The sequence below is a fragment of the Thomasclavelia cocleata genome (assembly GCF_900102365.1).
Classification (GTDB): Bacteria; Bacillota_I; Bacilli_A; order Erysipelotrichales; family Coprobacillaceae; genus Thomasclavelia; species Thomasclavelia cocleata.
The window spans coordinates 1-13,735 of sequence record NZ_FOIN01000058.1; the positions used below are offsets into that span (position 1 = coordinate 1).

A 13,735-nucleotide genomic window follows, 5' to 3' on the forward strand; every position below is an offset into this window, starting at 1 on the left:
AGACGGTGTTCCACCACCACAAGATTTGGTGATATCACCAAGTTTATGAATTCTCCAATCATTTTCAAAACCCTCAAATCTCAAATTAGGAACATTTGGGTTTTTATTTGTTTTATCCATAGCATTAATCCTCCATTAATCCTAGTTCTTTAAGATAAACCACAATTTCTTTATCAAGCTCATCTCTTTTAGCTTCTAACTCTTTTATTTCTTTCATAACTGCGTGAATATCAATTTCTTCCTCTTCCTCAAAGGTATCTACATAACGAGGAATATTCAAGTTAAAATCATTTTCTTTAATTTCTTCTAATGTTGCACAATGTGCATATTTATCAACGTCTTTTCTTTCAATATAAGTATTCATTATTTTTTCAATATTTTCATCCGTAAGCCTATTTTGATTTTTTCCAGACTCAAATTCTTTTGAGGCATCAATAAAGAAAATATCATCATGTGTTTTACACTTTTTAAACACTAATACACATGTAGGTATTGATGTACCAAAGAACAAATTAGCTGGCAATCCTATAACTGCATCTAACCAATTTTTTTCTTCTATTAAATATTTTCTAATAACTCCTTCTGCCGCTCCTCTAAATAATACGCCATGTGGTAATACTACTGCCATTGTCCCTGAATCATCTAATAAATAAAGCATATGTTGAATAAATGCATAATCTGCTTTAGATTTAGGTGCTAATTTTCCATAACCACTAAATCTTTCATCATCTAAAAATTTTGGATCTGCTGACCATTTTGCACTATATGGTGGATTAGCAACTACTGCCTCAAAAGTTAATTCCATATGCTTTTCATTTGGATGTTCTAATGTATCATTATTTTCAATATCAAAATGATTAAATCGTACACCATGCAATAACATATTCATTCTTGCTAAGTTATATGTTGTTGATACTTTTTCTTGTCCATAAAATGATACTACTTCAGCTTCTTTAGCAACTCGTAATAATAATGACCCAGATCCACATGTTGGATCATATACATTTCTTAATTTTTTCTTACCAATAGTCACTAATTTAGCCAATAATTTTGACACTTGTTGTGGTGTATAAAATTCTCCTGCTTTTTTTCCAGCTGATGCAGCAAACTGTCCAATTAAATATTCATAAGCATCACCTAATACGTCAATTTCTGCATCTTCATAATGAAAATTAATATCATTAATCTTAAGCATAACTTTTGATATTAAGGCACTTCTATCTACTTCTGTTTTTCCTAATTTAGATGCATTTAAATCCATATCATCAAATAAATTTTCAAAATCTCTTTGTGATCCTAACCCTAATGTTGATTCTGTTAAATCATTAATGGCTTTAGCCAACATAGAAATATCAAATTGTTTAATATTAATTTTATTAATTAATGTAGACCATAAATTATTAGGTTCTATTATATAACCTAGTCCGCCTTCATTATCAACTAATAATTCAATAATATCATCTTTGAAATCTTCATTATTCCATGCTTCTTCATATGTAATTCCATCTTCCTCTAATTCATCATTAACAAATCTTAATAATTTATCTGATAAATATCGATAAAATATAAGGCCTAAAATATAATTTTTAAATTCTGAAGCATCCATATTTCCTCTTAAATCATTAGCCATTGACCAAAGTTGTGTATGTAATTCTGCTTGTTGCTTTGCTTGTATTTCTTGTGTTTCCATCATTATTCTCCTCGTTTTTACATATACTTAATAACTATATCTTTAATAAACTGAGTAATATTACCTGTTATAATATTTTTTGTTTTCATGCTTGATTTATAATCATTAAGTTCTTTTTCTCTTTGAACAATTTCTCTCTTTAATTCTTTCTTAATATCTGATTTATCAACGAAACCACCAAATTCATAATCTCCAATAAACTTATTTATCTTATCTTCAGATATTTCATATTTTGTAGCGACTTCTCTTATCTCATATTTTCTTTGTTCTTCCATATAATGATTATATTCATATTCAAAATCATCTTCAGAAGACATCTCACTAGCAATACTATTAATAAACCCTTGAATAAGCTTAGATTTTAAATATAATTCAGGATCTGTAGAAGATTCAATGATTTTTTCTATTTCATCTAATGTTTTTCTTCTCTTTTCTTTAGATGGTTCATTAACTGCATTTTTTATTAACATTATAATATAATTCACATTAATTTTATCATTTCTTAATAGTTCAATATCAAAACATACATCTTTTAGAATAGATGTTTCTTCTATTTTTTGTCGATGTTCACGATATATTTTTTTATATTTACTTACAAAGTCTTCATAAGATTGTTGAGAAATTCCTATTTCTTCATCTGTAAAATTAAATTCTTCAAATGTTTTTAATTTAATCATAAGCCTAATTAATTCTCTAAACAATAGAACAAATTTATATTGCTCATTTTCATTTCCACCATGTTCAGCATCTTCAGGTGTAGCAGTATGTTTTTTTAACTCTTCAACTGCTTTTTTAAACCCATCTCTATAATATTCATATGGTTTCATTAAAACTTCATCTGCGTTATCTGTCAGCGAAAACAACTTTACTGCATCATCCACTGCTTTTTTATTTGTTTGAAAACAAACAATATTTCCATATGGTTTATTTTGTGTTTCAATACGATTAGTTCTTGAAAAACTTTGTATTAAATCATGATGTTTTAAGCGTTTATCAACATACAGAGTATTTAATTTCTTAGCATCAAAACCAGTTAAAAACATATTAACAACAAGTAAAATATCAATTTCTGTACTTTTAACTTTTGTTGATACATCTGTAAAATAAGCTTGAAAAGTACTTGTATTATAATTTTTATCAAACATTTGATTATAATCTTTTATCATTCTTTCTAATGAATCTCTTGAATGTTCAGTTTCTAATTCACCATCCTCATTGGCTCCAAAAGTAAAAATTCCTACTATTTTTAAATTGGTGTTTCTTTTCTTGAATTCATCATAATATTTTATGAGCATTGGTATACTTTTAACTGTAAAAATAGCATTATACTTTCTATTATTTGTTTTTAAATCATGAATTTTAATAATATAATCTACAATATTAGAAATTCGTTGATCATCCATAAGTACTTCTTCTGTATCAATAGCCTCTACTTCTTCATCATCTTCAATATCTACTGTTGAGCTAATTGTTCTTACATAATCAACATTAAAACCTAATACATTTCCATCAGCAATTGCATTTTTAATTAAATAATGATGTACCATTTTTTCAAATATATCCGCTGTTGTTCTACCATCTTGGCTAGCATTTTCTTTAAATCTAGGCGTACCTGTAAAGCCAAAATATTGGGCTTTAGGAAATTTGCGTTTAATCAATCTGTGCATTTCCCCAAATTGAGATCTATGACATTCATCAATAATAAATATTACTTTTTTACCTTCATATTTACTTATGATGTGCTGATATTTATCATTCTTACAAGCATTAGCCATTTTTTGAATTGTTGTTAAAATAATCTTTTTAGACGAATCATTCATTTGCTTAATTAAAGTATTTGTACTATCTGTCATATCAACAGTATCTTTCTGAAATCTATTAAATTCTTCAATTGTTTGACTATCTAAATCCTTTCTATCAACTAAGAAAAAAACTTGTGAAACTTCCAAATTTGTGCTTAATAATTGACTTAATTTAAAGGATGTCAAAGTCTTACCAGAACCAGTCGTATGCCAAACATATGCATTATTATTTGTTTCATATGCTCTTTTCATAAGTTCTTCTACAACATAGTATTGATATGGTCGCATAACCATTAAATTCTTTTGAGTATTATCTACTACCATATATCTTGAAATCATTTTTGAAATATGGCATGGTGGTAAAAACTCTAATGCAAAATCAAAAAGATTATCAATTCGATTATTATTCTTATCCGTCCAGTAAAAAGTATACTGAAAATCCATTTCTTTATCACTATTTGCAAAATATTTTGTATCAATACCATTACTTATTACAAATATTTGGACAAAACGAAATAAGTCATTTAATGAATGTTTTTTATAGCGAATGACTTGATTATATGCCTCTTTAAAATCAATTCCTCGTCGTTTTAATTCAATTTGCACCAAAGGTAATCCATTAATCAATAAAGTTACATCATATCTATTTTCATATTTTCCAATCATTGTTACTTGATGAGTAACTTGAAATTCATTTTTACACCATTCATTGTTCTTTGTATTAAATAATTCTATATATTCTATATGACCATTGTCCATCAATATATCTTGTAAACTTCGTAAAGTTTTTGAACTCCCATAAACACCTTTTCCCTGAATTTTGACAAGTAATCTTTCAAATTCTTTATCCGATAACTCATGACCATTTAATCTTTTAGCATTATGTTTGTTAATCTGTTTTCTAAAATTATTATGCAAATCATCTATATCATTTATCTCTACAAACTCATATTTATCAGCTATTAACTGTTTTATAAGATTATCTTCTAAATTTGTTTCACTTTCATAACCAATATTTGACTCCATATAGTTAGCTCCTTAATTCAAAACATTTGAGATTATTAATGAGAAGTGTTGCTTTCTGGCAACACTTCTAAAATGTCATCAACTGTACAATTTAAACCTCTACATATCTTCACTAATACTTCCATTGATACAAATTCATTTTTAGAAAGCTTTGCTAATGTATTCTGACTTATACCTACTATTTTAGCAAATTCTGTCTTCTTTAAATTCTTATCTATTAATATTTTAAAAAGTTTATTATAACAAATGTCCATATTCGACCTCCTTCAACAAATATCTGTTAAATAATATTATAAGATATTTTTGTAAATAAAAAAATACTTTCTTTGTATTTGACAAGATTTTTTTCAAATATAAAAAGTATTTTTATTCATCATATAATTCTTTATATGTCATGATATAACTTGCTACAGTTTCTGGATATTGCTTATAAAATTTTCTGCAAAGCCTTTTAAACAAACTTAGTATATCCTCACTTTGACAAAATGAAAGCATACCATCTAATTCATATTCAAGTTCTTTTTGTGAAACATCATTTCTATTACATAATTCTTCAACTATTGGAAAATAAAACATAAAAGCCTGCTCATATAATTGTTGCATTGATTCAGCTAATTTCATTAATTCTTTATCTACCATTTTTATTACCTCATTTATCAAAATACATTTATCCTTTCCTACAAAAAAAGTGGATGTCTTACCCACTAATAGATGGACTCGGGTCTTGCGACCAGCCTAATGAATAGATTTTTTCTCCAAATAAAGTATATCATAACTATCAAAAAATACAAATCAAATCAATTTAATATCAAAATTAATAACTATAAAAATTTTTTATAATATAAGCTTATCTCTTTATTATAATCCCAAGTTCTTTATGAAAATATTTAAGAGTAGAATACTTATATTTTCTTTCAAATTGCTTGATATGTAATGGCATATGCCCATTAACATGCTCAACATAACCATATATATATTTCTCTAAATTATTATGAATATAATCTTCTTGTTTTTCAAACTCTTTATATTCATCAATATCAATAGTGGAACTTTCACCAATATAATCATCTTTTGAAACAATAACAAGTTTAGAGAAATCTAATCCTGATTGATGCTTTTTACTCCTATCAGAAAATTTAAATTTATAGCCATTATTATGCTTCATTTCTGTTCTAAATGGTACACATACATAATAATCCGCTAAATAATCAATCTCAAATAAAACAACATCATAACTTCTTCCATCTTTTGTTAAAATTTCTTGATATTGATCATGAGGATAATCTTTATAAAATTGTTCACTCAACTTTTTTATTTCATAATCATGCACTTTACTTATCCTCCTTTTTCCTAAAAAAATAAGAGGAACCTGTTATAGATTCCTCTATCTTGCATCCTTGAGCCATTTTTTATTTTACCGATGTGTCTTTGCTCTCACACATCATCATCGCTCGGTCATTTTTTATTTTACCGACGAGTCAGAACCGTCACTCGTCATCATAGGATGCTTTGAGGTTGAACACCTCATTATTAATATGCACCAAATGTACATTTAATAACAATATAAATGAAAGTTTCCTTTCATCTATATTATACTCATTCAAATAAAAAAGTCTATAATTTTCAAATTTAAAATCACATATAGATAATTTTACGATTTATAATTTCTTCAACACAATTTTGAATATTATTCATTTCCTGAACCCACTTCATCTGATCTTTTTCTTTTGATTTTATACTGTTCAATCAATCTATATTTCAAGTATTTGTCTATAAAACACTTTTTCAGATGCACGGATATCACGAATTCTTTCAAGTAATTCTTTAAAATATCCTCCACCACCTAATTCTTTTAAACGTTCATCATCAATTACAAATCCTTTTTTCATATATTCTTTAATAAGGTTTGTTGCTCATATTCTAAATTGAACCCCTCGTTTTGATTTCACACGGTAACCAACAGAGATGATTACATCAAGATTATAGTAATCAACTTGATATGTTTTTCTATCACTGGCAGTTGTTGCAAAATTTGCAACAACTGCATCTTTTATCAATTCACCTTCATCAAAAATATTTTTAATATGTCTTGAGATAGTAGACTTATCTCTTTGAAATAATGATGACATTTGATCTAACGATAATCAAACTGTTTCATCATTAAAAGTTGTTTCTATTTTCACCAAACCATCTTCTGTTGTATAAATAATCATTTTTGAATTATTATCCATTGCCATATTTCTCCTAGTATATTATATTTAGTCTCTTATTTGAACATTATATCATACGGCAAACATTGTCCGCATCCTATACTTATGAACTTAGAGTTGGGTCAAAAGCTGAAAAGTGTTTTTAGGAAATTATAAATTAATTGAAGGAAAAATGAATGAAAGAATTTCATTTAAAGAGTTATTAATATATTTAAGAAATTGTAAAGAAAAGTCTGCTTATTTGAAATTTATAGATGATATTACTCCTTTAGATTTCGATCCCCCTCTAGTAATGGATTATATCAATAGTATTTCAAATGGAAACATTCCACAGGGTTTAGTAGACGAAGTTGAAACAATATATGATGAGAATAACTACAGTTTTGAACGAGTACAACTTGTTGATTTAATTGGATGTTCAAATGTAGAATTTGATTATCCTTATATTGATGAATGCTATCAAATATTAAATAATGTAATCAAGACCAAAGATATTGATGATGACACTATTAAATCTATCGATGATAATTTATGTTATATTAACGATGATGAAATAGTTGAAATTATGGAAAAAATTAAAGAATCTTATAAATTATATAAAAAAGAAAATAGTAGTTTAGATGAGTTATTGAATTTAATAAAAAACTATTATGATGAGTATCATAAAATTATAAGTGATATATTTGATGAAATATAAAACAGACTAGACAATATTTAAACACTCTTCAGTGAATACAATTGAGTACAATTTGAATCGTCATCTTAGGCGATTCTTTTTTAATGCAGAACAAAAAAATGACCCATTCTTTGACTTTTTAAGGTCAATTTAAGGTCATTTATTATTTTCAATTCAAAAAACGCCCTATCTAAAGGCGTTTTTTTATTTCAGATACTATTCGAACTCAATCGTTCCTGGTGGTTTTGAAGTAATATCATACATTACTCTGTTTACCCCACGAACTTCATTAATAATTCTAGACATAACTTTATTCAATACTTCATAAGGAATTTGGGCAGCTTCTGCTGTCATGAAATCAATTGTATTAACAGCTCTAAGAGCGATAGCATAATCATAAGTTCTTTCATCACCCATAACCCCTACTGAACGCATATTTGTAAGAGCAGCGAAGTATTGACCTATTGTTCGATCTAATCCTGCATTGGCAATCTCTTCACGATAAATCGCATCAGCATCTTGAACGATTTTAACTTTTTGAGCTGTTACTTCACCAATGATACGAACACCAAGTCCTGGTCCAGGGAAAGGCTGTCTAAATACTAAGTATTCTGGGATTCCTAATTCAAGACCTACTTTACGAACTTCATCTTTGAAAAGATCACGTAATGGTTCAATAATTTCTTTAAAATCTACAGCATCAGGTAAGCCCCCAACATTATGATGAGATTTGATAACTGCTGATTCACCACCTAATCCACTTTCAACAACATCAGGATATATAGTTCCTTGAACCAAGAAATCAACTGTACCAATCTTTTTAGCTTCTTCTTCAAAAACACGAATAAATTCTTCACCAATGATTTTACGTTTAGCTTCAGGTTCTTCAACCCCTTTTAACTTTTCATAATATCTTTCTTGTGCATTTACTCGAATAAAGTTTAAATCATATTGACCATCAGGTCCAAATACTGCTTCTACTTCATCACCTTCATTTTTACGAAGTAATCCGTGATCAACAAAAACACAAGTTAATTGATTTCCTATTGCTTTAGATAATAATACCGCTGCCACTGATGAATCAACTCCACCAGATAAAGCACATAACACTTTACCATTACCAACTTTTTCTCTAATAGCTTTAATTTGTTCTTCAACAAATGAATCCATCCGCCAATCACCACTACATTTACATATATCTAAAACAAAGTTAGATAACATTTTTGTTCCATACTCAGTATGTAAAACTTCTGGATGGAATTGAATCGCATACAATTTCTTATTTTCATCTTCACATGAAGCAACTGGACAATCTTTAGTATAAGATGTAATCTCAAACCCTGGAGCAATCTTTGAAATATAATCAAAATGGCTCATCCAGCAAATCGACTCTACTGGCACATCTTTCATTAATTTAGATTCTTGTTTACTAACAACTAAATGAGATTTACCATATTCTCTAACATCAGCTTTTTCTACTTTACCACCTAATACATGCTGCATTAACTGAGCACCGTAGCATAAACCTAATATTGGTATCCCTAATTCAAATAATTCTTTTTTATAAGTAGGTGAATCTTCTAAATAACAACTATTAGGACCACCTGTTAAAATAATCCCTTTAGGATTCATTTCTTTAATCTTTTCAATATCTACTTTATAAGAATAAATCTCACAGTAAACATTACACTCACGTACTCGACGAGCTACTAATTGATTATACTGACCGCCAAAATCAAGTACAATTACTAATTCATTTTTCACTAGCTATCCTCCTATTTAAAAACTTCTCTTAAAACAATTGTTTGTTCTCTATCAGGACCAACTGAGAAAATTACAATTGGACAATTAATTAATTCTTCGATTCTTCTTAAATACTTTTGACAATTTTCAGGTAATTCCTCAAAAGAAGTAACCTTAGTAATATCTTCATCCCATCCAGGCATTTCTTCATAAACAGGTTTAACCTTATTTAATTGTTTAATCGTTGAAGGTAGTGCTTTGATAATTTTACCATCCAAGTTATAAGCAGTACAAATTTTTAATGTCTTTAATCCTGATAATACATCTAATAACATTAAACTTATTCCTGTTAATGAAGACATTCTTCTTGATTGATTAACAACAACAGCATCAAACCAGCCAATTCTTCTAGGTCTTTTTGTTACTGTACCAAATTCATGACCACGTTCACGAATTTGATTAGCTAATTCACCTTCAATCTCTGTTGGAAATGCCCCACTTCCTACTCTTGTAGTATAAGCTTTAACAATTCCTACTGCTTCATCAATATATAATGGCCCAATTCCAGAACCTTCAGCTACCCCATTAGCACCTGGATGCGAACTAGTAACAAATGGATATGTACCATAGTCAATATCTAACATTGTCCCTTGAGCACCTTCAAATAATACCTTTTTACCAGCTTGTAAACATTCATCCAAAATAACACCAGTATCACAGACCATTGGAGCTATGATTTTAGCATATTCTTTATACTCTTCAAAAATTTCCTTTGCATTACATATAAGTTCAGGATATTGTACTATTTTAGAAACAAAAACTTCTTGTAATCTTTCTTTAAATAATTCTTCATCAATGAATTCACCCATACGAATTCCAATTCGTTCATATTTATCTACATATGTAGGTCCAATCCCTTTTTTAGTCGTTCCAATATTATTAGCACCACGTCTAGTTTCCTGGATTTCATCGATTTCTAAATGATAAGGTAAGATTACATGAGCCCGATCACTAATCATGATCTTATCAGTGCTAATATTTGCATCATTTAAATATTTCATTTCTTCAAGTAAAGCTTTGGGATTAATTACCATTCCATTACCTAAAATAACATCATTACCACTAAAAATCCCTGAAGGAATCAAACGTAAAGCAAACTTTTGACCATTAAATTCAATTGTATGTCCAGCATTATTACCACCTTGATATCTTGCAACTATATCTGCCTTTTGAGCTAAATAATCAGTAATTTTACCTTTACCCTCATCGCCCCATTGACTTCCTACTACAACAACTCCAGCCATTAACTTCACACCTTTCTTATCTGCTATTACATTATAAACAATTAAAAAAAATATATAATGTAATTATTTGACTAATTTACGGAATAATTATATTATAGTCATAGATATTAGTAAAATTAATATATTACATTTATGATATAAGGAGAACTTATATGTATATCAAACTAGAACAATACAAAATATTTAATGAAGCAGCTACTACATTATCATTTTCAGTAGCTGCTAGAAATCTATTTATTTCACAATCTGCTGTATCCCAAACCATCAGCAGTATTGAAAAAGAACTACAAACTCAATTATTTATTCGTAATTCTAAAGGTGTTAGTTTAACTAAAGAGGGTAAATTATTACATCAACAAATTGATCAGGCACTAGCTTTAATTACTGGAGTTGAAAACCAATTATCTAATTTTCATGAATTAAAAGATGGTCAATTAGTTATTGGAGCTGGTGATACTTTTAGTGAATATTTTTTAACTGATTATATTGTAAAATTTAAACAACTATACCCCGGGGTTAAAATTAAAGTAATTAACCGCACCAGCCTAGAAACCCGTGAATTATTAAAATCCGATCAAATTGATCTTGGATTCTTAAATCTTCCTATCAAAGATGACTCTTTAATAATTAAAGAATGTTTCCAGGTTCATGATATTTTTGTTTCTAAAGAATCTGATAATCATATTTACACATTCAATGAATTAGCAAATAAACCACTAATTCTTTTAGAAAAATCATCAAACACTCGTAACTATATTGATAATTATTTTGCAAATAAAGGACTATTATTAAAACCAACAATTGAACTAGGAGCCCATAATTTATTATTAGACTTTGCTAGAGCAGGTCTAGGTATTTCTTGTGTTATCAAAGAGTTTTCTCAAGAATTACTTGATCAAAAAGTATTACATGAAATAAAAACTGCACAACCATTACCTAAACGCAGTATTGGTTATGCTTATCCTAAACGTAGAACCCAATCTGTTGCTACAAATAAGTTCATTGAATTAATCGCTAGTGAAAGTTTATCCTCTGATTAATACACAATTCAATCTATTTTATACATTTACAACAAAAAGGGGCTGTAACGAGTAAATAACTCATTTCAGTTTCAAAAAAACGAAAAAAAACACGGTCATCCGTGCAATGGCATGAACTTAAGAAATAATCTTAGGTTTATGCCTTTTATTTTTTGTATCCTTTTTTTGATGCGATTTCATATTTTTATAGCTGTAGTAAAGGGGTATATATAATATATCTTTTCTATATACATATTTAGTTGTATAATTATAGTATAGGAAGGTGATGTTATGTTTGTTAAAGTTGTAAAAAACAATAGAGGTCGCCCTAACACCTCTTTTATCTCAATTGTTGAATCTTATCGTGAAGATGGAAAAGTTAAGCATCGTACAATCAGAAATCTTGGTCTTTTTGACGATGATCAGGTTCCTTATATTAAAGCTGCTTTTGCCAAAAAGAAACCTCGTCTTGTCTATGATGATTAATCTGTGGTAAAGAGTATGTTAGCTCAACAGGCCATCTCTGTATTATCAGGCATCATTAATGATGAATCGCTTATTAATGATGCACAAATTCTTCCTGCCTCCTTTACTAGAAAACGTAAGATAACTCTTGACAATCTGCTAAGCTATCTTATCTTTAGAAATCACAATGTGCTTTCAGAAGATCTTGTTTCTTACTTTGGGACTATGGGTGATTTTGACATCCCCACTAGACAGGCCGTAATCAAAAGAATGTCAATCCTTAATTATGATGTGTGGTACTCTATCATGGATAGATTTCGAAATGAAATATATAATGAACTGCCGCTTGTCAATATCAAGGATTATGTAATCGTTGCGGTTGATGGATCATTTCTTGATCTTCCATCACATATAGCTCTTAACCATTGTTTTGGTGGTCATCGGACTTCAAAAATAAAGATAGAAGATATTAAAAAGCCACAAGCAAAAGTTTCAATGATTTATGATGTGCTTAACAGGGTCATTCTTGATTTCTCTGTTTCTCATTACAGAACATCTGAAATTCCTCTTCTCTTTGAGCATCTGAAAAGATTAAAGGAGTTCTTTGGGAACAGAAAAATAATTTTATTGGCAGACAGATACTATGGTTCAGCAGAACTGTTCAGATATTGTGAAATGCATCATATCAAATACATTATTCGAGCAAAAAAGAATTTCTTTAAACATTATATTGAAGAATTTAAAGAAGAAAAAGATTTTTATATCAGTATCAAATTTGATAAGGCATGGATAAAAAGAATCAGGAATGATGAAATCAGAAAATCAATGGTTGATAATCCCAAAATGGATATACGTGTTATAAGAGGAACATATACATACATTGAAAAAAACAAAAAGAAAGAACGGGAAGTTACTGTCGAAACTCAATATTTCACAAATCTTAATGATGAATTTGATATATCGAATATTGTTGATTTATATCATCATGAAAGATGGAATGTAGAAACTGCGTATGATGTTTTAAAAAACAACTTAGATATCGAACAATATAATACGCATAATCCAATTGGTATCATTAATGAAACAATGGGGAAAGTCATATTCTATAACATTGAACAAATAATTTTTATAGAATCAAAAAAAAGAATCAAACAAAATAATGAATGCAGATATAAATATATCCCAAACAATAAACATATTATCAATTTGCTTCATCATAATAATTTCGTGGTGAATTTTAAAAAGGGGTCAGCAGATGTCATTGTAAATAAAATCGTAGTTGCAGGATCAAAAGAAAAAATTCCTATTAGGAAGGGACGACATTACAAGAGATGGAATAAATTTTTAAAGAGCATACCAAGGACAAGACATAGAATAGATGGGCGCAGGAATCCACTAGTAGCAAAAGGAAAAACTGGATTCGTGACCACTAATCACTAATTCAGCCCCAGTAGTATAGGAAATTTCCTTTTCTATCATTAATTTTAATGATAAAACAATATGAGATAAAAAACAACTAAAAATTAAAAAAATCATGAATTTTAACAGGGTTTTTTTACGCTTTTTTTCAACATGTTTTTAATTGATTTATCTTAATGAAAAAGGCATAAACCTAAGATTATTTCTTAAGTTCATGCCATTGCACGGTCATCCGTGTTTTTTGGTATAATGTTAGTTATGAATACAACACTACACACAAAAAATTATAACGCATATCAACCGAATATGCTACTGGATTTTTCATTATCTTTCGAAAAAGATATTGCTCATGATGATATTTGTAGAACTGTTATTGAAGTT

The 13,735-nt window shown here is 28.5% G+C and carries 12 protein-coding genes and 1 pseudogene; 4 read left to right on the forward strand and 9 right to left on the reverse strand.

Going from position 1 to position 13,735, the window contains the following annotated elements; genetic code table 11:
• Positions 1-124: 124 nt before the first annotated feature.
• From BMW96_RS12985 to rhuM, 7 genes and pseudogenes are all read right to left on the reverse strand, one after another.
• Positions 125-1,690 carry a type I restriction-modification system subunit M gene (locus tag BMW96_RS12985; protein ID WP_092356758.1) on the reverse strand — a complete coding sequence of 522 codons (1,566 nt, stop codon included), beginning with the start codon at positions 1,688-1,690 and terminating at the stop codon, positions 125-127.
• Positions 1,691-1,707: 17 nt separating this feature from the next.
• A complete protein-coding gene (locus BMW96_RS12990; protein ID WP_092356761.1) occupies positions 1,708-4,518 on the reverse strand; it encodes a type I restriction endonuclease subunit R in 2,811 nt (936 codons plus the stop codon).
• A 35-nt stretch (positions 4,519-4,553) separates the two neighbouring features.
• Positions 4,554-4,772: a helix-turn-helix domain-containing protein gene (locus tag BMW96_RS12995; protein ID WP_092356764.1), complete on the reverse strand. Its 219-nt coding sequence runs from the start codon at positions 4,770-4,772 to the stop codon at positions 4,554-4,556.
• Positions 4,773-4,884: 112 nt separating this feature from the next.
• Positions 4,885-5,157 (reverse strand): hypothetical protein, encoded by a 273-nt coding sequence (locus BMW96_RS13000; RefSeq protein WP_092356767.1) that lies wholly within the window; start codon positions 5,155-5,157, stop codon positions 4,885-4,887.
• A gap of 208 nt (positions 5,158-5,365) precedes the next feature.
• On the reverse strand, positions 5,366-5,848 hold the full coding sequence (gene tenpIN / locus BMW96_RS13005) for a type III toxin-antitoxin system TenpIN family toxin (RefSeq protein WP_092356770.1): 483 nt from the start codon (positions 5,846-5,848) through the stop codon (positions 5,366-5,368).
• A gap of 305 nt (positions 5,849-6,153) precedes the next feature.
• Entirely contained in the window at positions 6,154-6,264 is a 111-nt protein-coding gene (locus BMW96_RS14575; RefSeq protein WP_418361239.1) for a TnpV protein, read from the reverse strand.
• 5 nt (positions 6,265-6,269) lie between these two features.
• Positions 6,270-6,647, reverse strand: a pseudogene (gene rhuM / locus BMW96_RS13015) (RhuM family protein).
• A gap of 253 nt (positions 6,648-6,900) precedes the next feature.
• Here rhuM and BMW96_RS13020 point away from each other — a divergent pair.
• Positions 6,901-7,425 carry a hypothetical protein gene (locus BMW96_RS13020; RefSeq protein ID WP_143050756.1) on the forward strand — a complete coding sequence of 175 codons (525 nt, stop codon included), beginning with the start codon at positions 6,901-6,903 and terminating at the stop codon, positions 7,423-7,425.
• 195 nt (positions 7,426-7,620) lie between these two features.
• Here the strand turns inward: BMW96_RS13020 and guaA are convergent, their stop codons facing one another.
• Positions 7,621-9,168 (reverse strand): glutamine-hydrolyzing GMP synthase, encoded by a 1,548-nt coding sequence (guaA, locus tag BMW96_RS13025; RefSeq protein ID WP_092356776.1) that lies wholly within the window; start codon positions 9,166-9,168, stop codon positions 7,621-7,623.
• Positions 9,169-9,179: 11 nt separating this feature from the next.
• The gene (locus BMW96_RS13030; RefSeq protein WP_092356779.1) at positions 9,180-10,451 is read right to left on the reverse strand and encodes an adenylosuccinate synthase; all 1,272 of its coding nucleotides are present in this window, start codon (positions 10,449-10,451) and stop codon (positions 9,180-9,182) included.
• Between the two features lie 152 nt (positions 10,452-10,603).
• Between BMW96_RS13030 and BMW96_RS13035 the strand changes: the two genes are divergently transcribed.
• The 3 genes from BMW96_RS13035 to BMW96_RS13045 all read left to right on the forward strand — a co-directional run bounded on the left by BMW96_RS13035 (position 10,604) and on the right by BMW96_RS13045 (position 13,375).
• Positions 10,604-11,491, forward strand: a complete 888-nt coding sequence (locus tag BMW96_RS13035) for a LysR family transcriptional regulator (protein ID WP_092356782.1) — start codon at positions 10,604-10,606, stop codon at positions 11,489-11,491.
• A gap of 270 nt (positions 11,492-11,761) precedes the next feature.
• The gene (locus BMW96_RS13040; RefSeq protein ID WP_092356786.1) at positions 11,762-11,956 is read left to right on the forward strand and encodes a hypothetical protein; all 195 of its coding nucleotides are present in this window, start codon (positions 11,762-11,764) and stop codon (positions 11,954-11,956) included.
• 15 nt (positions 11,957-11,971) lie between these two features.
• Positions 11,972-13,375 (forward strand): IS4 family transposase, encoded by a 1,404-nt coding sequence (locus BMW96_RS13045; protein WP_092356789.1) that lies wholly within the window; start codon positions 11,972-11,974, stop codon positions 13,373-13,375.
• The last annotated feature ends 360 nt before the right edge of the window (positions 13,376-13,735 follow it).

Excerpts from the sequence above, each read along its gene's own strand:
- BMW96_RS12985 (WP_092356758.1), bottom strand. The coding sequence starts at position 1,690 with ATGGAAACACAAGAAATACAAGCAAAGCAACAAGCAGAATTACATACA.
- BMW96_RS12990 (WP_092356761.1), bottom strand. The coding sequence starts at position 4,518 with ATGGAGTCAAATATTGGTTATGAAAGTGAAACAAATTTAGAAGATAAT.
- BMW96_RS12995 (WP_092356764.1), bottom strand. The coding sequence starts at position 4,772 with ATGGACATTTGTTATAATAAACTTTTTAAAATATTAATAGATAAGAAT.
- BMW96_RS13000 (WP_092356767.1), bottom strand. The coding sequence starts at position 5,157 with ATGGTAGATAAAGAATTAATGAAATTAGCTGAATCAATGCAACAATTA.
- BMW96_RS13020 (WP_143050756.1), top strand. The coding sequence starts at position 6,901 with ATGAATGAAAGAATTTCATTTAAAGAGTTATTAATATATTTAAGAAAT.
- BMW96_RS13030 (WP_092356779.1), bottom strand. The coding sequence starts at position 10,451 with ATGGCTGGAGTTGTTGTAGTAGGAAGTCAATGGGGCGATGAGGGTAAA.
- BMW96_RS13035 (WP_092356782.1), top strand. The coding sequence starts at position 10,604 with ATGTATATCAAACTAGAACAATACAAAATATTTAATGAAGCAGCTACT.
- BMW96_RS13040 (WP_092356786.1), top strand. The coding sequence starts at position 11,762 with ATGTTTGTTAAAGTTGTAAAAAACAATAGAGGTCGCCCTAACACCTCT.
- BMW96_RS13045 (WP_092356789.1), top strand. The coding sequence starts at position 11,972 with ATGTTAGCTCAACAGGCCATCTCTGTATTATCAGGCATCATTAATGAT.